This is a genomic window from Ruegeria sp. ANG10 (assembly GCF_040705255.1).
Classification (GTDB): Bacteria; Pseudomonadota; Alphaproteobacteria; order Rhodobacterales; family Rhodobacteraceae; genus Ruegeria.
Genome location: NZ_JBFCVU010000001.1, coordinates 368,871 through 389,509 on the forward strand (window position 1 = coordinate 368,871; position 20,639 = coordinate 389,509).

Annotated in this window: 21 protein-coding genes; 7 read left to right on the top strand and 14 right to left on the bottom strand. The window is 57.8% G+C overall.

The features are described 5' to 3' along the window. Nucleotides 1–11: 11 nt before the first annotated feature. Nucleotides 12–1,211, bottom strand: a complete 1,200-nt coding sequence (locus AB1A64_RS01720) for a methionine gamma-lyase (protein WP_366549815.1) — start codon at nt 1,209–1,211, stop codon at nt 12–14. 115 nt (nt 1,212–1,326) lie between these two features. Between AB1A64_RS01720 and AB1A64_RS01725 the strand changes: the two genes are divergently transcribed. From AB1A64_RS01725 to AB1A64_RS01755, 7 genes are all read left to right on the top strand, one after another. Further along, a complete protein-coding gene (locus AB1A64_RS01725; protein WP_366549816.1) occupies nt 1,327–1,782 on the top strand; it encodes an Lrp/AsnC family transcriptional regulator in 456 nt (151 codons plus the stop codon). Nucleotides 1,783–1,952: 170 nt separating this feature from the next. Then, nucleotides 1,953–2,324 carry a helix-turn-helix transcriptional regulator gene (locus AB1A64_RS01730; protein ID WP_366549817.1) on the top strand — a complete coding sequence of 124 codons (372 nt, stop codon included), beginning with the start codon at nt 1,953–1,955 and terminating at the stop codon, nt 2,322–2,324. Between the two features lie 662 nt (nt 2,325–2,986). Continuing rightward, a complete protein-coding gene (locus tag AB1A64_RS01735; protein ID WP_366549818.1) occupies nt 2,987–3,874 on the top strand; it encodes a LysR family transcriptional regulator in 888 nt (295 codons plus the stop codon). A 106-nt stretch (nt 3,875–3,980) separates the two neighbouring features. Beyond that, entirely contained in the window at nt 3,981–4,604 is a 624-nt protein-coding gene (gene wrbA, locus AB1A64_RS01740; protein ID WP_366549819.1) for an NAD(P)H:quinone oxidoreductase, read from the top strand. Nucleotides 4,605–4,663: 59 nt separating this feature from the next. Then, complete coding sequence (locus AB1A64_RS01745; protein WP_366549820.1) at nt 4,664–5,560, top strand: EamA family transporter; 897 nt, start codon at nt 4,664–4,666, stop codon at nt 5,558–5,560. A gap of 130 nt (nt 5,561–5,690) precedes the next feature. Then, nucleotides 5,691–6,098: a LysR family transcriptional regulator gene (locus AB1A64_RS01750; RefSeq protein WP_366549821.1), complete on the top strand. Its 408-nt coding sequence runs from the start codon at nt 5,691–5,693 to the stop codon at nt 6,096–6,098. A 148-nt stretch (nt 6,099–6,246) separates the two neighbouring features. After that, entirely contained in the window at nt 6,247–6,675 is a 429-nt protein-coding gene (locus tag AB1A64_RS01755; protein WP_366549822.1) for a MarR family transcriptional regulator, read from the top strand. A gap of 40 nt (nt 6,676–6,715) precedes the next feature. On the opposite strand, the gene fahA is transcribed toward AB1A64_RS01755, so the two are convergent. From fahA to AB1A64_RS01820, 13 genes are all read right to left on the bottom strand, one after another. Next, a complete protein-coding gene (gene fahA / locus AB1A64_RS01760) occupies nt 6,716–7,966 on the bottom strand; it encodes a fumarylacetoacetase (RefSeq protein ID WP_366549823.1) in 1,251 nt (416 codons plus the stop codon). A gap of 10 nt (nt 7,967–7,976) precedes the next feature. Next, nucleotides 7,977–8,609: a maleylacetoacetate isomerase gene (gene maiA / locus AB1A64_RS01765; RefSeq protein WP_366549824.1), complete on the bottom strand. Its 633-nt coding sequence runs from the start codon at nt 8,607–8,609 to the stop codon at nt 7,977–7,979. Between the two features lie 89 nt (nt 8,610–8,698). Further along, nucleotides 8,699–9,244: a VOC family protein gene (locus AB1A64_RS01770; RefSeq protein WP_366549825.1), complete on the bottom strand. Its 546-nt coding sequence runs from the start codon at nt 9,242–9,244 to the stop codon at nt 8,699–8,701. Between the two features lie 37 nt (nt 9,245–9,281). Beyond that, a complete protein-coding gene (locus AB1A64_RS01775) occupies nt 9,282–10,598 on the bottom strand; it encodes a TRAP transporter large permease (RefSeq protein WP_366549826.1) in 1,317 nt (438 codons plus the stop codon). Further along, entirely contained in the window at nt 10,595–11,143 is a 549-nt protein-coding gene (locus tag AB1A64_RS01780) for a TRAP transporter small permease (protein ID WP_366549827.1), read from the bottom strand. Before AB1A64_RS01780 ends, AB1A64_RS01775 begins: the two co-directional genes overlap by 4 nt. A gap of 3 nt (nt 11,144–11,146) precedes the next feature. Continuing rightward, nucleotides 11,147–12,181 carry a TRAP transporter substrate-binding protein gene (locus AB1A64_RS01785; protein ID WP_366549828.1) on the bottom strand — a complete coding sequence of 345 codons (1,035 nt, stop codon included), beginning with the start codon at nt 12,179–12,181 and terminating at the stop codon, nt 11,147–11,149. A gap of 20 nt (nt 12,182–12,201) precedes the next feature. Continuing rightward, a complete protein-coding gene (locus tag AB1A64_RS01790; protein ID WP_366549829.1) occupies nt 12,202–12,390 on the bottom strand; it encodes a DUF2783 domain-containing protein in 189 nt (62 codons plus the stop codon). A gap of 5 nt (nt 12,391–12,395) precedes the next feature. Continuing rightward, a complete protein-coding gene (locus AB1A64_RS01795) occupies nt 12,396–14,018 on the bottom strand; it encodes an FAD-dependent oxidoreductase (protein ID WP_366549830.1) in 1,623 nt (540 codons plus the stop codon). A gap of 69 nt (nt 14,019–14,087) precedes the next feature. Continuing rightward, nucleotides 14,088–15,038 carry an MBL fold metallo-hydrolase gene (locus AB1A64_RS01800; RefSeq protein ID WP_366549831.1) on the bottom strand — a complete coding sequence of 317 codons (951 nt, stop codon included), beginning with the start codon at nt 15,036–15,038 and terminating at the stop codon, nt 14,088–14,090. A 617-nt stretch (nt 15,039–15,655) separates the two neighbouring features. Further along, nucleotides 15,656–16,891 (bottom strand): Tm-1-like ATP-binding domain-containing protein, encoded by a 1,236-nt coding sequence (locus tag AB1A64_RS01805; protein ID WP_366549832.1) that lies wholly within the window; start codon nt 16,889–16,891, stop codon nt 15,656–15,658. 22 nt (nt 16,892–16,913) lie between these two features. Continuing rightward, entirely contained in the window at nt 16,914–17,846 is a 933-nt protein-coding gene (locus AB1A64_RS01810) for a homoserine kinase (RefSeq protein WP_366549833.1), read from the bottom strand. After that, entirely contained in the window at nt 17,843–19,138 is a 1,296-nt protein-coding gene (locus tag AB1A64_RS01815) for an aminotransferase class III-fold pyridoxal phosphate-dependent enzyme (protein ID WP_366549834.1), read from the bottom strand. Before AB1A64_RS01815 ends, AB1A64_RS01810 begins: the two co-directional genes overlap by 4 nt. A gap of 15 nt (nt 19,139–19,153) precedes the next feature. Then, nucleotides 19,154–20,638: an aldehyde dehydrogenase gene (locus tag AB1A64_RS01820; protein WP_366549835.1), complete on the bottom strand. Its 1,485-nt coding sequence runs from the start codon at nt 20,636–20,638 to the stop codon at nt 19,154–19,156. Between the last annotated feature and the right edge of the window lies 1 nt (nt 20,639).

Genomic DNA, 20,639 nt, shown 5'->3' on the forward strand with positions numbered 1-20,639 from the left:
GGTCTCCGGGTTCAGGCGGCGCTGCGGGCAGGGTAGGGTAAAGCTTGCTCCAGGTCTGCAAGGATATCTTCGACATCCTCCAGCCCGACGGACAGACGGATCAGGCCGTCGCTGATCCCATGCTCGGCCCGCTCTTCCGGGGTATACGTCGAATGCGTCATGGATGCGGGGTGCTGGATCAATGTTTCCGCGTCGCCCAAGGACACTGCGCGTTGAATCATGTTCAGGCGGTTCATGAACTCAACCCCACCTGTAAGACCGGACTTGATTTCAAAAGCGATCATCGCGCCGGGTCGAGACATCTGGCGCTGCGCGACATCATGCTGGGCGAAACTCTCAAGACCAGGGAAATAAACCTCGCCGACGGCCGGATGTGCTTTGAGGAAGTCCGCGACGACCTTGGCGGACGCGCAGTGACGATCCAGACGCAGGTTCAGTGTTTTCAGCCCACGCAGGATCAGCATCGCGTTGAAAGGGGCCATTACCGCGCCGGTCATATCCTTCATCCCGACAAGGCGGATCTCAGCGATCTGTTCGGCGGTTCCTACAACCAAGCCGGCAACCACATCGCCATGCCCGCCGAGATATTTGGTAGCGGAGTGTAGAACGATATCTGCGCCGTGCTCGATCGGGCGGGTCAGATACGGGCTGGCATAAGTGTTGTCGACGACGACTGTTGCACCGACCGAATGCGCAATTGCGGCGCTTGCGGAGATGTCCACCAAGCGCATGTTCGGATTGGCCGGAGTTTCGAAATAGACAACGCGGGTTTTGTCAGAAATGGCCGCTCTCAGGTTCTCCGGGTCTGTCATGTCGACATGTGTGATCGTGACACCCCATTTTGCCAAACCGTGGCGCATAAAGGCGAAGGTGCAGCCATAGAGCGTTTTGTCCACGATGACTTCGTCACCTGGCGACAGCAGTGTCCAGAGCACTGCCGTGATCGCCCCCATACCGCTTGAGAGAGCTAGCCCGGCCTCGGCCCCCTCAAGCACGGCAATACGTTGTTCAAGAAGGTCGCATGTGGGGTTCGAAATGCGGCTGTAGATATGACCTTCACGCTCACCTGCGAACATCTCGCCACCTGCTTCTGCCGTTTCAAAGGTAAACGTGGACGTCAAATGCAGGGGTGGCGTAAGCGCGCCGTCATTTTCCAGAGGGTCATAAGCGTGGTGAATGGCGCGGGTGGCAAATCCGGTTGAATGAGTCATTGCAAGCTCCTGATTCATGTTGGAGCCAGATTACGCCTTTACTTTGAGCTATTGGTTGCGGAATATACCAGCCCAAGTCATGATTTTGGCATATTCTGCTAAGAAAGAGGGTTAAATGGACGCTAAGGATAGGCAGATCATTCGAGCGCTACAGCGGGACGGGCGCATGACGAACCAGGATCTTGCTGACGAGGTGAACCTGTCTCCCTCACCGTGTTTGCGCCGGGTCAAAAACCTTGAAGCCAACGGAGTGATAAAGGGATACAGCGCCGACGTAGACGCTGCCGCGTATGGGATGTCTATTACCGTCTTCGTGCGTATCAGGTTAGAGCGACACAACGAAACGGACGTTCAGAACTTCGAGAAACGCGTTCGGATGATCGATGAAGTTCTTGAATGCCACGTGCTGACCGGGGCAATGGACTACCAATTGCGGGTTTTGGTATCGGATCTCGAGGCCTACGAGGAGTTTATTCGTCACCGAATTCATCCGATAGGCGGGATAGCCTCGATCGATACCAGCTTTGTCTATGGAACAGTAAAAAAGACCTCTGTTTTTCCGCCTGGATAGATGGACCCAGTTAGAATGAGTTGTTGCCAATCAGCTAAACATTTTAGTTGATTGATTTTTTCCCTCCGCAATTTCCCATTCTCATCGTCGCTATATCAAAGACATGCAGCGCGTGCTGCATCACTTCTGAGAGGATAGCGATGACAAATAGACCGTATGGAGACACCCGGATGGCGACGTATGTCGAACGGAGGGTGCTCGAACTGAAACCTACCAAGAGCCAAGCCGAGATCGCGGCGCAGGTGGGATACGTCAATCCGAACATGATCACGATGATCAAGCAGGGTAGTTCCAAGGTGGCATTGGATCGCGTCCCGGCTTTGGCGAAAGCCTTGGAATGCGACGCCGCCTACCTTATGCGCCTCGCAATTGAGCAGTCGATCGGCCTGACCGCAGCCGAGGCAGTTGTCGAGGTGTTCGGAGAACTCGTCACGTCGAATGAACTTGGCTGGCTGAAAGCAATTTGCAAGGCCTCTAACAACACAGATCCTCGGCTGACCAGTCGGTCAGCGACGGCGATCAAGACTATCTTCGGGAGGTAGGAGCCATGTGTGACCAGAAAGACGTCCTAACAATGAATGAGCGCGCCTGATTGTAGTTCCTCCGGGACGTGCGCAATGGAAGTGATCCTGACAGGGAATAGATGCAACTAGATCGCAATCACGATAGATAGCACCAACATGCAACAGCGCCTTAGAGAGCGACAACCAAGTGTAAGAATTGCCAAGGTAACTGCGTGCTAGAGAGAAGAGGTGATCGTAGGGAGGAGTGCTCCGGGGCGGCACCCGATTTGCGCTTATATTTAACAGAACTTTTGTATGGCGACTTCAAGAGAGAAGCTTCATTGAACCTTTGAGACGTCTTTCCGCATCTTCTGCAATCGCCCTAAGTCTTTCCTGCCGAGTTGGCTCACTAGCAGCGTCGCTCAATAGTTTAGCTTTGCTATTGACGAGGCGATCCGAGTTTTCATTGCTCGACCGGCTTGGAACACTTTTCGGTGTAAGCGGATTCTTAGATTTTGCCATTGCGCCTTACTCCTAGCCTCGCCGAAAATAGAGCGACGATTGTTTTCTGGCAACCGTCCGGAAATCAACACCAGCAACACAGGTGTGCCGCCCCTTCGCACCAGTGACGCAGTCGTATAACTTGCAGTTCGTTACGCCCAACTGGGCGGCTCAAAAAAAATCTGCTCGGGGGCCTGGAGTTGGACAAACTGTCAGTCATGCAAGCTTTTCGCCGTATCGTTGAACGCGGTAGTTTTGCCCGTGCGGCGGAAGACCTTGGTGTTTCTCCCGCGCTTCTCAGCAGAGAAATCAAGCTACTGGAAGAAAGTCTGGGAACCGTCCTCCTCACCAGAACGACGCGATCCATGTCACTGACTGACACCGGCAGTCTTTATTACGAAGATGCAGTTGGAATTCTCGACGCGGTCGAAAAAACGGAACAGACCATTAGGGAAGGTTCAAAAGCGATGCGTGGGCACCTTCGGGTGAATGCGTCAAGTTCCTTTGGCCAAACCGTTATCGCACCGATGCTTCCAGAGTTCTTGGAAACCTATCCTGATCTGCGATTTACTCTTTCGATGGACGACAAGGTGATCGATATGGTCGAGGGCGGGTTCGATCTATCGATACGTATCCGTGCTGCCATGCCGGATTCGGCACTTGTTGCCCGACGGATCGGCATGATGCGGCAAAGAATATTTGCGTCTCCAGACTATTTGGAGCGATGCGGGACGCCGACCCAGCCGGCGGATCTGAAAAACCACGCAATCATCGGCTTTTTGCTGGCCGATCATTTGACGAGCTGGAAGCTCTCGGCCGCCAACGGCGTCACATCATTGGAACTTGATCCGCGCGTGCGGGTCGGCAACAGCCTCGTTTTGCGGGATCTGCTGATAGCGGGGCAAGGTATCGGAACACTGCCCGAGTTCGTTTCTGATGCTCCCGAAGCCAGCGGAGCCTTGGTGAGAGTTCTTCCTGACCACGAATTGCCCGCGCCAGAAGTATTCGCCATTACAGCATCTCGCTTGGGAATGGACGCCAAGGTCACAGCCTTTCTTGATCATCTGCGCCTGGCTCTCAGGTCGTGACATTGTTCAATACAGGTAAAGAGTGATTTCAAAGAGCGCGACTTAATTGGCGGCGCAACAAATTCCATTCTCTCAGGGAACAAGTCACAGCCCTGAGAGGTATCCTATGTCACGTATTCTCGTTCTCTACTATTCAAGCTATGGCCACGTCCGCGCATTGGCCGATGCAGAAGCTGAAGGCGCCAGAAGTGTTCCCGGCACCGAAGTTGACGTTCGGCGTGTGCCCGAAACCGTCCCTGAAGAAGTTCGCCAGCAGGCTGGCTATGTCGTGGATGATACGGCTATCGCCTTGCCGGCAGATCTGGAAAACTATGATGCAATAATTTTAGGAACACCGACCCGATTTGGCATGATGGCAGGCCAAATGAAGTCCTTCCTTGACCAGGCCGGAGGGCTTTGGGCCAGGAACGCACTGGTTGGTAAGGTCGGAGCGGTTTTTGCATCAACAGGTTCGCAACACGGTGGGCATGAGGCCACCCTTCTGACGACGCAAGTCCCGCTTCAACACTTTGGGATGCTGATTGCCGGAATGCCCTACACATTTGCTGGCCAGACTACATCAGAAGAAATCATTGGCGGCGCACCATATGGTGCCGGAACGATCGCCGGTGCTGATGGTTCCCGCACGCCTACCGAAACTGACCTAGCCGGAGCGCGGTTCCAAGGTGCTCATGTTGCAAGGATTACAGCGTGCCTCGCTGGATCAAACCTGCAAGCGGAAGCAGCGTAACCCGCGCGCCTCTGACGTCTCACTCAAATTCTCAAACGCGCTCAGCCAGGAGACATACAATGTCACGCTCAACCGATATTCTTCTCACTTCACTCGCCCCAGCGGTATGGGGAAGCACTTATCTGGTAACTACGGAAGCGCTCCCGGCTGGCTATCCGATTACCCTGGCTGCGCTACGCGCCCTGCCTGCTGGCTTGTTGTTGCTTGCAGTGACGCGCTGCGTTCCACCACGCGAATGGCTTGGTCGAACTTTCGTCTTAGGCAGCCTCAATTTCGCTCTGTTCTGGGTGCTCCTCTTCGTTGCTGCGTATAGGTTACCTGGTGGTGTGGCCGCCACCCTAGGATCGTTGCAAGCAATGATCGTGATTTTGATGGCGTGGGGATGGCTGGGAACCCCAATTCGACTTGGTGCACTTGGCGCCGCTGCGACTGGCGTAATAGGTGTGTCTCTGCTGCTGATCGGACCAGAAGCACAACTTGATTGGATCGGTGTAGCAGCGGGTTTGGGAGGAGCCGCGTCAATGGCTGCTGGCACTGTTCTCAGCCGGAAATGGCAACCTCCGGTCTCTGCGCTGAGTTTCACTGCGTGGCAATTAACAGCCGGTGGTTTGATACTGCTGCCAGTCGCACTGTTTCTTGAGCCGCCTCTACCTGCGCTCAGCGCGTCAAATGTCACCGGCCTGATTTGGCTTGGGTTGATTGGTGCTGCAGCAACCTATGCTCTTTGGTTTCGTGGCATAGCGCGCCTGGACCCCAGTGCAGTCTCGATGCTCGGCATGATGAGTCCTGTTACAGCTGTCGTGCTCGGCTGGGTATACTTGGGACAAACGCTTAGCCTCACTCAGTCTATAGGAGCAGCCATAGTTATTGGTTCTGTTGTGGTCGGCCAGAGCGTGAGTCGAAGGGACAATTCGGGTTTGAAAAAGTGGAGACCAGCAACAGCTGGATCTGTCTGATGGGTTTAAGTCGCAAACAATGGGCCCGATCACGCAAGTGGGTGAGGAATGGCTCAGCGCCTCGCTCAAACCCGTTCGCCAGATCCCTAGAATATCGAAGTCCTAGGTTTCCCCACGCATGATAAAGGGGATGCGCTCTGGCGCCGCCGCGTCGCGGTGGTTGGATCCTCCCATAAACGCGCTACGTCAATTTTTCGTGGGTTGTCTGGGTTCTCTAGCGCACATCATAAAGATCAAGATACCTTTTACTGAATGCCACATTATCAGCGAAATCAGAAAAGCTGCCGGAGTACAGATGCGACCGCTTCGGTGGTTTAGGGAAACCGCTACGGCAAAACGCTTGCGCATAAGCAAAGCTTTCGTCAGCAAGCAGTTGCAATTGTTGGAAGTGGATCTGGGCGTCAATCTCGTCATACGAAGCTCGCGCCATCTGAACCTGACCGAGGCCGGCCAGTCCTGTTTTGAGGCGGAGCGGGCGTCGGTTACGCAACACTTCACCATGCTTTTTTCCGCAAGTCTAAAAAAGAGCTTGGCGTAAGCAACCAATGCACACGGAATCGCGCACTCCGAAATGGGATTTGATGCAAGCTATTGGTGATTGACGCTACGCGTTTTGTATAGATGAACGAGTGTGAAACGATCATATCGTTGCAGGTGAAACGATATTGGCTTATTCTACGCGATGTATGCAACTCGATGAATTTTTTCCATACCGATTGGCTGTGGCGTCTGAAGCGTTCTCAAGAAACCTGACAGACGTCTACGAGCGCGAACTGGGTCTCTCGCGAGAGGAATGGCGATTGCTGTTTCTGCTGGCGAACGCAGCAAGCGTGACGTCTCTTGACCTCGCACGGCGCACAACATTGGACAAAGTACAGGTCAGCCGGGCGGCCAAACGCCTGGATGAAAAGGGGCTGATCCGTCGTGAGACCTCAGACGAGGATCGTAGAATCCGGGTCTATCGTTGCACGCCCGAAGGATTTCGCCAGTTTCAGCATTTGGAGCCAAAAGTCCGGGAACGTGCCAACCGTATGCTTGACGCGCTGTCCCCGGAGGATCGCGAGGCGCTGGAACGGGGTATATCAGCGTTAATGAAAGTGGCCAAAACCGACTGATTAAAAGAGCGGATGCCGAAATGACCTCTGCCCGCTCCTGTCACTGAGGCTCGGTAGCCGCAAGCAACGTGCCGGTGCAGGACCCAAACCCGATCCGATAGCCATTGCCTTGCGCCTCGCCGCGCAGGGTCAGGGTATCACCATCTTCAAGGAAGCTGCGCGCCTCGCCGCTGTCCAGGGTCAGAGGTTCCTTGCCGCCCCAGCTGAGTTCCAGCAGGCTGCCACGGTTTTCCTTTTCCGGGCCGGAAATCGTACCCGACCCAAGCAGATCACCCACGCGCATCGGGCAGCCGCTGGTTGTATGGTGGGCCAGTTGTTGGGCGGCGGAATAATACATCTCGTTGTAGTTGGTGCGCGCGATGACTGTCTCTGCCGTGCTTTTCGGCGCCAGCCCGACTTCAAGCGCGATGTCATAGAGCATCGGGCCGGGTTCTTGCAGATAGGGAAGCAGTTCCTTTTCACGCTCGGGCGTTGAGGTGCGGAAGGGCTCCAGCGCCGCTTTGGTCACTATCCACGGGCTGATCGTGGTCGCGGTGGCCTTGGCCTGAAACGGGCCAAGCGGCTGGTACTCCCACGCCTGAATGTCGCGCGCGGACCAGTCGTTCAGCAGGACATAGCCAAAGATCATGTCATCGGCCTCTTGAACCGATACAGGCCCGTTCGAAGGTTGCCCAACGATCGCGCCCATCTCAAGCTCCAGATCAAACCGTCGGGACGGCGCGAAGGTCGGCGCCTCCATATCGAGGCCCTTCAGCTGTCCCCACGGGCGGCGCACATCTGTGCCGCTGACTACGACTGAGGACGCCCGGCCGTTATAGCCGATCGGGATATGCAACCAGTTGGGGGGTAGGGCGTTTTCAGGGCCACGGAACATGGTGCCGACGTTGAACGCATGATTGCGGCCCGCGTAGAAATCTGTGTACTCGGAGACGTCGAACGGCATTGCCATCGTGACCGAGGCCAGCTGCACCAAATAGGCGGTCAGTTCGTCCTGACGGGTTGAGCCAGCGGCCAGTGCCTCAGTCAACTTGGCGCGGAACTCACCCCAGACCCCTGCGCCAAGCGCCATGAAGCTATTCCACGATCCGTTCGAAAACACAGCCGACTCTGGCAGATCAAGTTTGCCGTCCACCTCCATCCGTGTGACGTCGAGGATCATATCGCCAATGGCCACACCACAGTGCAGCGCGCCCGCTTCGGTTCTGAAAACACCATAGGGCAGGTTGTTGATTGGGAAGTCGGTCGCGGCAGAATTTGCGCTTTCGACCCACGAGGGTAGCAGTTTCGTCATGATTTCACCTTTAGGCCGCGTTGGGCTGGTTTTCTGGGCGCGCGTCGTTGAACGCCGCACGAGACAGGGCGCGTTCCTCGATCTCGAGAAGGCGGGGGAAGGGGGACATATCAACGCCCCAGCGATGCGCGTTGTAAAGCTGGGCAACAAGGCAAATATCGGCGAGGTTGGGAGTTTCTCCGAAGCTGAATGCCTTGCCCGTTGGCAGCAAGGTCTGATAGGCGGCAAACCCTTCGGTCATCCAATGGTGGAACCAGTCAAGCTGACCGTCGGCTGTAAGCCCCATTTGGGCCTTGAGGTAAGTCAGGACCTTGAGGTTGTTCACCGGATGGATGTCCATCGCAATGGTCTGCACGGCGGCTTGAACGCTGGCGCGCATCAGCGGTTCTGTCGGCAACAGCGGCGGCTTTGGCACCGTTGCGTCCAGATATTCGATGATCGCCAGCGACTGGGTCAGTACGGTGCCATCCTCAAGAACAAGGGTCGGAACCCCCTTGCCGGGATTGAGGGCGGCGTAATCCGGGGCACGTTGCTCTCCGGTAACCAGATTGACCGGGGAAGTTTCATAGCTGAGACCTTTGAGATTCAGGGCAATTCGGACCCGGTAAGAGGTCGTAGAACGCCAATAGGAATAGAGTTTCATGACCTCGTCCAGCAATTCTTAGCGTGTTGCCAAAACCCGTCAGCAATCAGGTCACGCGCCGGAACAAACGCCCGGCGCGGGACAGTGCATCAGGTGGTTTTGTTGAGCTCTTTGGCGTGCAGCCAATCCGCGTGTGTCGGCGCTTTTTTGGTTTTCGACCAATCTTCGAGCATCAGCCATTTCACTTCGTCCATCCGCGCCAGCATCGCTTCTTCCTCTGGATCGGGGCAGGCCAGTTCAATCCGGTGGCCCGAGGGATCGAAGAAATAGATCGAGTGGAAGATCGAGTGGTCTGTCACACCAAGAACCTCGACGCCGTTGACCTCGAGATGCTCTTTGAACTCGAGCAGGGTTGCGCGATCCTTGACCTTGAAGGCGATGTGCTGCACCCAGATCGGCGTATTCGGGTCGCGGCCCATCTCGGGCTTGGTGGGCAATTCGAAGAAGGCCAGAACGTTGCCGTCACCTGCATCTAGAAACAGATGCATGTAGGGATCCGGCTCATGGGTCGAGGGCACGTGGTCCTCGGCTATGGCCAGAATGAAATCCATGTTCAGCATCTTGCCGTACCATTCGACGGTTTCCTTGGCGTCTTTGCAGCGATAGGCGACGTGGTGAATTTTCTCGATTTTCATCGTGTCCTCCTTTCCGAAGGGGTTAGATCAGCGCGGTTCACATGAGTCCCACAAGCCAGAGCGACAGTGAGGGGATCAGGATCAGAAGGGCCAGCCGCAGAATGTCGGCGATCCAGAAGGGCAGGACACCCTTGAAGATGGTGGCCAGAGATACGTCCTGAAGCACACCCTTGAGCACAAAGACATTCATGCCGACCGGGGGTGTGATCAGGCTGATCTCGGTCGCGACAACAACCACAATGGCGAACCAGATCAGTGCGTTTTCTGGATCGAGCAGCAGCTCGTTTGCAAATTCCAGCTCGAACATCAGCGGATAGAAGACCGGCACTGTCAGCAGGATCATCGACAGGCTTTCCAGCACACAGCCGAGCACCATGTAGACCACGATGATGAACACGATCACCGCCCAGACCGGCATTTCGTTGTCGATCACAAAGCTGGACAGCGCATCGGGCAGACCGGCAAAGTTGATGAAATTGGTGAACAGTTCGGCCCCGATGATGACGGCGAAGATCATCGCAGTGGCTCGGATCGAATCCATCGTCGCGGCGAAGAACCCGCTCCAGGTCATCGACCGCAGGGCCACGGCGATCAACACCGAGGCGCCTGCACCCATGCCTGCGGCTTCGGTCGGCGTGAAGAACCCGCCGTAGATGCCGGTCATGATGAACAGGAACAGGCCCAGCACACAGAAGACGCCAACCAGATCGGTTCGGCTCATCGGTTCGGTGTTCTCTTCTTCGGGCGCGAGGGCAGGGTTCACGCGAACCGCGACCATAACTGCGCCAAGATACAGCACCACGCCGATGATGCCCGGAATGATCCCGGCGATGAAAAGCTTGGCGATGTTGGTTTCGGTCAGCAGGCCATAGATGATCAGGATCACCGAGGGCGGGATCAGAATGCCCAGCGTACCGCCCGCCGCGATCGACCCGGTGGCCAGCCGGTCATCATAGCCAAACTTGCGCATCGACGGCATCGCCACCTTGGACATAGTCGCCGCCGTCGCCAGCGAGGACCCGCATACGGCAGAGAAGCCACCGCACGAAAAGACGGACGCCATGGCAAGGCCACCGCGCAGCTTGCCAAATAGGCGATCAGCGCCAGCAAACAGGCCATGCGCGACGCCGGAACCGGCCAGCACATTGCCCATGAAGATAAACAGCGGAATGACCGACAGGCTGTAGGACAGCGCGGTGTCAAATGCCACCTGGCCGGTCATCGCCCAAGCCGGTTCCCAGCCACGCATATAGGCAAAGCCGAACCCGCCAACCGCGGCCATGGCAAAGGCAATCGGCACCCGCAACAGGATCAGCCCCAGCAGGACGGCAAAGCCGATCAGCGATTCAATCATGGCAAGGCCTCCGGCGGGGTTTGAGTGTTGTCGCGTTGTTTCGGCGGCTGCAGGCCGCGCAGAAATGCGATGAAGGCCGAGACCATGCATGACACACCCGCCAGATAGCCAAAGGGGGCCAGTGGAACCTCCAGCGCGTTACTGACCGCGCCATCATGGGCCGCTTTGGCCGCATGGGTAAAAAGCCGCCACGAGAAGGTGGCCAGAAGGGCAGCCGAAAACAGCCCGGCAAAGGCCGACAGCAGACGTTGGGAATGCTTGCCTAAGACCATGTTCAGCAAGTCGACCTCAATATGTTCGCGCCGCTCTGTCGTCAGGGGCAGCGCCAGAAAGACCAGAGCAGCCAGCAGAATTTCGGTCAGCTCGAACGCGCCAGCCAGCGGCGCGTTCAAAAAGTATCGCCCGATCACATCCACACAGGTGATGAGAATGAGGCAGAACAGGATCAGAGCGGCACCGGCACCAAGCGTCCTGTCAAGCAGCCGCCCGATATCCAGCCCCTCTTCCGGGGGCTGGTCGGGAAAACGATGGCGAAGCCGCTCCATGGATCAGAAGTCCACGCCAGACTGCTTGCGCAGTTCTTGCAGGGCTGCCGCACCGTCATAGCCATCTGCCGAGATTGCCTCGGACCATGCTACTTCGGCGTCTGCCGCCTTGGATTTGATCGCATCAACCACCGCAGCCGGAGCATCATAGACCGTGATCCCGGCCTTTTCAGCAGCGGCGCTGCCTTTTTCATCGGCTCCAATCCAGGCCTCGCCAACCAGCGTGGCAAACGCCTCGCCCGAGATCGCTTCGATGGCGGCCTGGTCTTCGGGGGAAATCTCGTTCCACTTGTCCTCGTTCATGACCATGAACCAGGTTGTGTTATAGAGACCGCCGGGCACTTTCATCGTGTATTTGACGTCTTCGGTCAGCTTGAACGCGGCCAAGGCATCATAGGGGAAGGTGACCCCGTCGATCACGCCGCGCGACAGCTTCTCATAGACCTCGCCCGAGGACATGAAGAGCGTTGTAGAGCCCATGCCCGACATCAGATCGGAGATATAGCCTCCAGGAACGCGGATCTTCAGACCGGCGAAATCATCGGCGGTGTCAATTTGACGGACGTTGTTGTGCAACATGCCCGGGCCATGCACGAACAGACCCAGAAGCTTGGTGCCTTCATGTTCTTTCTGCGCTTCGAGCGGGCCGGAATATACGTTCCAAAACGCCTTGGAACCAGCCACGGCGTCATCACCGATGAACGAAAACTGGCCGATGCGCGACCGGGTGAAACGGTCGTCGGTGGTGAACGAGTGCAGGCCATAGGTGATGTCGGCAATACCGTCGGCCGCCATGTCGTAATGCGCGGGCGGCGGGCCCAGCGGTTTGGCCAGAACACGGACTGTCACGCGCCCGTCGGTGACCTCTTCGACCTGCTTGGCCCAGGGTTTTATCGCACCTGTCACGATCGGGTGGCGCGGCGGCAACCAGCTGGACAGAGCCAAAGTGGTATCGGCCATCGCGCTTGATGCGAACGACAGGGCGATGGCAGTTGCGCCAACGCAGGTGAGGGCGCGGGTTTTCAGGTTAAGTTTCATAGTCTCCTCCCTATGAAGTGTCAGATTTCGGCGGCTTTGATGGCTGCGCTCAGAACAGAGCGCTGGCCGATGTGATTGGCAAGGATCAGGATCAGACGAGCGCTGAGTGCGTCGCTTTGCTCTTTTTCCAGCCCGTCATGGGCGGCCAGAAGTTCGGCATAGAAATCATCGACGCCATCAATGTTTGGGGTCAATACCAAGTCGGTCATGGGGCTTACTCCTTGCCGACCGCGCGACGGATCGAAGCGCGGATTGCGTTTTCTTCAAAGCTGGGGCGGCGGGCAGCAACGTGCTGATCCGGGCGGATCAGGTAGACCGCGCTGTCCGAATCGCCGAGATACCGCTTTTTCAGCGCGCCGGTTTTGTCATCTTTGACCGAAAGGGCCAGGCGCGTGACCTGTACTCCGTCTTCCTCGATCATGTCAGGCGCATCGGCATCAATGGTCAGCAGGATGAATTTGTCACCCAGTTTGGACAGCAGGAAATCGTCACCTAGCGGTGCATCTGGGCAAACCGATCCGGGGCGTGACCGCGCGGGACCTTCCAGTGCGTCTGCCGAGTTGAGCGGTGAGCCGTCATAGGTGCAAGGCACTGAAAGGCGGCCAGAATTCACCATCGGGCGCGCGAATTCATACTTTTCGGACAGCGACAGCACAGCGTCGCGCAGAAGGCGGCTGGTTTCCGATTTAGGGGTAATGAAATCGGTTGAACGGGTCGAGTTCAGAATGTTCTCATCCGCGCCGTGGATACGTTCGTCGTTATACGTGTCCAGCAGGCTTTCGGGCGCTTCGCCGCGCATAACCATGCCCAGTTTCCAGCCGAGGTTGTCGACGTCCTGCATGCCCGAGTTTGCACCGCGCGCACCAAAGGGTGACACCTGATGCGCCGCGTCCCCGGCAAAGAACAGTCGACCATGGCGAAAGCTGTCCATGCGCTTGCACTGGAACGTATAGATCGAGGACCAGACCAGATCATACTCAACGCCTTCACCCAGGAAGGCATCGAGACGTCGGCGGATGTTCTCCTCTTTCATCTCTTCTTCGCGGTCGACATCCCAGCCGATCTGGAAATCCACGCGCCAGACATCATCGGGTTGTTTGTGCAGCAGGGTGGATGCGCCAGACCCGTGGGTTGGCTCGAACCAGAACCAGCGTTCGGTCGGGAAGCTGTCGTTCTTCATTTTGATGTCGGCAATCAGAAAGCTGTCCTGAAAGACTTTGCCGGTGAAATCCAAATCCAGCATCGCACGCAGCGGAGACGAGGCGCCGTCGCAGCCGATTAGCCAGTCGGCCTCAAGCGTGTAGGGGCCATCCGGTGTCATGATCGACAGGGTGACGTGATCGTCGTGGACTTCGACCGCATCCACGCGGTTTTTGCCGCGGATCTCAATCGGTGCGCCCTGCGCCTGCAGTTCTTCAAAGCGGTCGAGCTGATAGCTTTCGTAATAGGGCTGCTGCATGTTGATGAAGGCGGGGTATTCATGGCCCTCTTCTGGCAGTAGGTTAAACTCGAAAACCTTGTCGTCCTTGTGAAAGACCTTGCCGAGGTTCCAGACCACGCCTTTTTCTACCATCGGTTTGCCGCAGCCATAGCGGTCCGCAACTTCGAGACAGCGTTTGGCAAAGCAGATCGCGCGGGACCCCATGCCGACGCCTTCGTGGTCGTCCAGCACCAGCGTCGGAATACACTGACGTCCAAGATCAAGCGCGGTCGCCACGCCGATCGGGCCACCGCCCATCACCACGACCGGGTGGCGGACCGGTGCAGCGGCGTCTTGATCGGTCGACTTCTTGTAGGGATAGCGCTTGTAGGCAAGCGTGTATCTGTCATCGAACATCGGTTTTGTCCTCTGGCTGCGCGCGTTACGTTTTTCAGGAAGCCCGGCCGCACGGCCGGGCCGTTTGCCTTAGCCTTGCAGGGCCTCCCACATCTCCAGATCGCGCTGAGCGGTCCAGATGCGGGGGGTGTCGATGCCGCGGGCCTCGTCATAGGCGCGAGCGACGTTGAAGGGCAGGCAGTGTTCGTAGATCGCGTAGTCGGCGAATTTGGAGTCGCATTTGGCGCGCACGGCGTCCCAGGCCTCTTTCAGCGAGCCACCGCGCGCCGCGACCTTTGCTGCCGGGCGGTAGGTGCTTTCGACGAAGTCACGGGTGTTTTCGATGGCGGCATTGACCATGTCCTTGCCGACCAGAGCGTCACCGCGACCCGGTGCGATGGCGTCAACGTCGAACCATTTGATTTGGTCCAGCGTATCGCCCCAATCGTTGAAATGCCCGTCGCCGCAATAACAGGCCGAGTGATATTCGACGATGTCGCCGGTGAACATAACGTTCTGGTCGGGCACGTGAATGACGATATCGCCGGCGGTGTGGGCGCGGCCCAGATGCATCAGATCGACCCGGCGGTTGCCAAGATAAACAGTCATCATGTCGCTGAAGGTGGTGGTGGGCCAGGTCAGGCCGGGGATGCTTTCGTGCCCTTCAAACAGGCGGGGGAAGCGTTGGAACTCGCTGTCCCAATCTTCCTTGCCGCGCTCGACGACCATAGAACGCGCCATGTCCGACATCAGGACCTGCTGCGCGCCAAAGGCACTGGCCCCCAGCACACGGACCGCATGGTAATGGGTTAGCGCTACATGGGTGATCGGCTTGTCGGTGACGGACCGAACGCATTCGATCACCTTGTTGGCCAGACGCGGCGTGGCTTGCGCCTCGACGATCATAACGCTGTCATCGCCGATGATCACGCCCGAGTTCGGATCGCCTTCGGCGGTAAAGGCATACAGGCCCTCGCCGACTTCGGTGAACGAGATGTTCTTTTCTGACATGTCCCCCTGGGACGCGAATGCCTTGGCCATGTGTATCCTCCAAAGACGCGATGCCGCCCGAACTTGATCATTTTCGCCGAAGTCAGGCATATAGTTGCATTTGCAACAAAGTCGTTTCATTTGAAACGAAAGTCAATCAAAATCCTAACGCTGGGGTAACGAGATTTTTTATTCATTTGTTAGCAATAGCTTCCGAGATTCCCTCAAGGGTGCTCAGGTCCTTGCCGCCAAAATGGACCGAGGGTTCCTGCAAGTCCCGCTGCATGTTTGGGTCAGATTTCAGACCCGGGCCGGGGCTCCGCCGATCGGTCGAATCGCGGTGGCTTGGGGTGTTAACGACGCTAAATTTCCAGGCGCATCCATAGGTGACGCGTAGAAGTGTCTGACCGAACATGTCAGATGCAGGAAATCGTTTTGGTCGGCATGCCGAAGGGTAGGGGGCAGAACGCGAGCCAAGAAAAGCGCTGTCCCGCAGAACAAAACCTGTAGGGTGAGGTCAGGGTGGCGTCACCCGTATTCCGGCGCTCTGAAAGGCAATGGCGAAAGACAAACATACAAAGAGCGTTGATGCCAAAGAGCGTTGATGCGCCGAATTCGATCAAGTCATCGGCGCTTGTTTCAAAAGGTCTGAACAAGGATGGCGCGTCCTAACCGCGTTTGACAATCCCACCGTCGACCCACGCGTCAAACTGGGCCAAAACGGCGTCGCAGAACGCTGCGTCGTTGATGTGTGCGTCCAGTTCGGTCATCGGCACCCGACCGGGCATGACCTTGCGGGCTTCGTTGACCATGTCCGCAAGGGCCGCCGGATCATGGGCCTCTTCGCCTTCCCTGTCCCACGCTTCCACACCTTGGACGGGCAAGAAGAACTGGACGTGCCCTTTCGCGGCCTCAAGCCGGTTTGCCAGTTCCCGAATCCAGGCGCGGCGTTCGTCGCCATTGAAGACCGAGCTTTTGATCAGGCGGTTATGCTCGTGAAAAGGACGGTCCGCATATTGGTCCGGGATCTCTTGCCATCCGGCAAAGTCCAGCAGGTCCAGCGCGCCCGGCGCAACCATCTGTGGCGTGCCAACGCGCCCGGCATTGGTGACACGATCCTCTCCGCTTGAAACAACGGAGCCGGCCAGCAAATTGCCAAACTCCTGCATGCAGAAATCCATCACGCAGGCAAAGGCGCCCTCGGCAGCCAGTTTTTCGAAGGCCATGCCTCCCATGCCGGTGGAGTGAAACACCGCGACTTCGAACCCTCGGTCTTCCAGCGCTGGTTTCAGGGTTTTCATGTAACGCAGACAGGACGACCCGAGGCTGGTCATACCGATCAGAGGTTTGCTGCGATCTGGCGCGGTGGCAGCTTTGGTGGCACCGACTATGGCTCCTGCAGCCTGAGCCAGTGAGGACCGGCAGATCGAGTTCATGCCATACAGCCCCCCGGCCCACAGGATCATCTGAATGTCCGGGGCAAGCCGGTGTGGTGGGATCAACGGCGAGAAGCTAACGGTTGAGACGATGTATTTCGGCACCCCCATCGGCAACGCTTGTGCGCAGTCCAGCGCAAGGTCGGTGCCCATGGTGCCGCCGGTGGCCAGCATTCCGTCGAACCGGCCATCGGCATAGGCCTGCGCCACCACTTTGGTGGCCCCGGCGGACATGACCCGGAATGCTTTGTTCTCATCCCCCAGCGCAATCACCTCGTCGATAGTCATGCCTTCGGCAGTGGCGACATCGTGTTTAGAGATATCGGTTGGCGTTTCCGGATCACCCAGAACGGATACGTCCATCGTCAGCACATCCGCCCCCTGCGCCCGTACGGCATCTTCGATGAACCGCATCTCGGGGTCTTTGGTGTCGTATGTCCCAATCAGCAGGATCGTTTTGTTGGTCATGGTTTCCTCCCGTCCGTGCGTTTTATCCGAGGTAGCGTGTTAGCAACTCTCGGGCGGTATCTTTGAACCGCGTATTTTGTGCCTCTGATCCATCTTCGCCCATCCGGGACGAAACCCAGCCCACATAAGTCACCGCGCGCAGGGCCATGAACAGATCGAGATGCTTAGTGTCGAGCGCCCGTCCCGAGCGGTAGCCCTCAAGCAGGGCCTCTTGCAGGGTGTCATAGTCAGGCTCCCGCAGGTTTTTCAGCAGCGTTGTGGCGACGTCGAACAGTCGGAACCCGAACCCGGCATCGTCGAAATCAATCAGCCAAAGCTTGTTGTCTTGGACCATTACGTTTTCGCGTACCAGATCAGCGTGGATCAGGCCGTAATCCAGTTGGTCCTCAATCTTTTGCAAGTGGTTGTTCGCTGTCCCGCGGAACGCGGTGAACAGGGCGTGATCCTCATCCGAAAGGGTGGGATTCTCCCAAAACCGACTCCACAGAGGGACGTCGCCCAGCAGCCCGGCGCGGTCCCAGGACCAGCGCTCAAACTCATCGGGGCGGACCCAGGCATCGCTGACCTCGTGCAGCTTTGCCATCTCGCGTCCGAGGGCCCGGAATATCCCGGTGCGGTCGTCATGGTCGATCCCCGTTCCGGTCGATCCCAGCGGGCGACCGGGCAGCCAGTCCAGCAAGTCGACCCGAACACCGTCCAGCAGATGCAGATAGTGGCCGTCCGTGGCCGGTACCGGTGTGGGCACGCTCACGCCCTTGGCACCAAGCTCGGCAATCCACTGCAGCTCGGACCGCAAGGCGGCATCCGAATGCAATCCCTGCCGGTGCAGACGCAGGGCATAGCTGTGCCCGCCGGTCTGAACCCGGTAGACATGGTTTTCGCGGGCCGCGACCAGCGACCACTCAGCGTTGTCCATGCCCCAAAGGGTCAGGGCTTGCTCGACAATCCGGGTCATAGTGTCAGCGGGGCTTCAGCCAAAACCTCGTCCAATGTGTCAAACAGCAGATCGGCATTTTCTTTCGAGAACGGCATCGGTGGCCGGATCTTGAGCGTGTTCTTGTGGCGGCCCAGTTTCGAATGAATGATCCCCCGGTGCCGCATCGCGTTGATTACCCGTTCGGTGAACTCGCTGGCCGGTTCTTTGCTTTGACGATCCAGCACCATCTCGGCCCCGAAGATCAGGCCAGAGCCGCGCACATCACCGATGAAATCGTATTTCTGCTGCAACGCCGTCATGCGCGCGCGGGCGCGATCGCCGACCGCTTTGGCATTCGCGACAAGGTTTTTGTCCTCAATCTCTTCCAGCAGCGCCATGGCCGCGGCGCAAGAGACCGGGTTGCCGCCAAACGTATTGAAGTACCGATAACCCTTGCGGAAAGTGGTCAGGATTTCGCCGCGTGTCACTACACCACCCACCGGATGGCCATTGGCCATTGGTTTGCCCATAGTCATGATGTCCGGCACCACGCCCATTTTCTGATGCGCCCACATATGGGTGCCGGTGCGGCCAAAGCCGGATTGCACCTCATCACAGATCAGCAAGCCACCGGCCTTGCGTACCACCTCGGCCACGGGTTTCAGCCAGCCGTCGGGATGGTCGGGGAAGCCCTCGTTCAGGAAATAGGGGCACAGGACCAAAGCGGCAAAACCGATGCCTGACTTTTCATGCTCGGCAATCTGTTCGGCCACGGCATCGGCAAACTTGCGGCCGTCGGGGTCCGGATTGCGATAGCTGTCGGGTGCCTCGACAAACCGGAAATACTGATCCAGACCAAAGCCAACCGTCGGCACGTTCGACTTGCTCAGCTGGCTGACCAGAGAGGTGTTGCCGTGATAGGTCGCATCCGTGGCGATGATACCGCGTTTGCCGGTCATGCCTTCAGCCATGCGCAGGGCGATGTCATTCGCCTCCGACCCGGTGCAGGTCAGAATGGCGGTATCCAGCGAGGCATCCATCGTCCCCGTCAACTTTTCTACATAGTCCAGAATGCCGTCATGCAGATAGCGGGTATGGGTGTTCAGCGTCGACGCCTGACGGCAGATCGCCTCGACCACGCGCGGGTTGCAATGGCCGACATGCGGAACGTTGTTGTAGCAATCCAGATATTTGCGCCCGTCCGCATCCCACAGCCAGACGCCTTCGCCCTTCACGATATGAAGCGGATCATCATAAAAGGTCGAGACATTCGGGCCCAGCAGCTTGGCCCGGCGTTCAACAAGCTCGGCGGATTTCGGGGGAAGCGTCATGCGGTCGGCCCTTGATCAGAGTTTTATCCAGGCGGTTTTCAGGTCGAGATATTTCTCGAACGCGTGCAGGGACTTGTCATGCCCGTTGCCCGATTGGCGCACCCCACCCAGAGGCACGGTCAAGTCAGACCCGCCATAGGTGTTCACATGCACCATGCCTGCGCGGATACCCGCGATCATACGGTGCGCGCGACCCAGGTTCGACGTCCACACGCCCGAGGACAGACCATAGACCGAGTCATTGGCCAGCCGGATCGCCTCGTCCTCATCTTTGAAGGGGGTCACCGCCAGAACCGGGCCGAACACCTCGTTCTGGAACAGGTTGTCGGTGGATTTCACGCCTGTCATCACGGTCGGCGCCATGTAATAGCCGCCGGTATCCTCAAGGATTCGCCTGCCACCTGTGCGACGCTCAGCGCCTTCGGCCTCGGCCTTTGCGACGAACTCCAAGTTGGAATCCAGTTCGGGCAGCGAATGAACTGCACCGATTTGCGTATCCAGATCCAGAGGGTTACCCACGCGCATCGACTCGGCGTGCTCGACCAGTTCGGCAACAAAATCGTCGTGGATATCCTGTTGCACAAGCAGGCGCGATCCGGCGATACAAATCTGGCCTGCATTGCGGAAGATGCCGCCCGCCGAAACTTTGGCAGCCTCGCTCAGGTCCGGGGCGTCATTGAAGACGATGTTGGGGGATTTGCCGCCCAGTTCCAGATAGCAGCGTTTCATGTTCGAGCGCGCCGAATACTCAAGCAGCCGCCGACCTGTGGCGCCTGAGCCGGTGAACACCAAGAGGTCCACATCCATCGACAGTGCCAGCGTTTCACCCACCACCCGGCCCGAGCCGGTGACGACGTTCAGCACCCCGTCGGGCATTCCGGCCTCGGCCGCCAGTTCAGCCAGTTTCAGCAGCGAAAGGGACGCGCTTTCGGCTGGCTTCAGCACCACCGAATTGCCGGTGGCCAGCGCCGGAGCCAGCTTCCAGCTGCCGATCATCAGCGGCATGTTCCACGGCACAATTGCCCCGACAACGCCAACCGGCGCGTGATGGATCAGGCCCAGCACGCTTTCTGCCGTGGGGGCGATCTGACCATAGACCTTGTCGATCGCCTCGGCGTAATAGCGGAACGTTCCGGCTGCCGACATCGGCTCGGCCTTCATGGCCATGGTGATCTCGGTACCATTGTCGCGCACACCCAGAACCGCCAGTTCAAGAGCGTGTCTTTCGATCAGATCGGCCAGTTTCAACAGCACTTTCTTGCGCTCGGCCGGGGATCGGCGCGACCAGCGGCCGTCTTCGAACGCTACCCTTGCGGCGGCAATCGCTGCCTGCATATCCGCCGGTGTACCTTCGGCAATCTGGGTCAGAACCGTGCCATCAATCGGCGACAGCACGTCCCGATGGCCACCTTCCGAGGCAGAGACCCAGCGTCCCCCGATGAAGTGCGAACGAGGGGACAGAACCTGAGATCGCAGGGCGTCAATATCGGATTGGTTCATG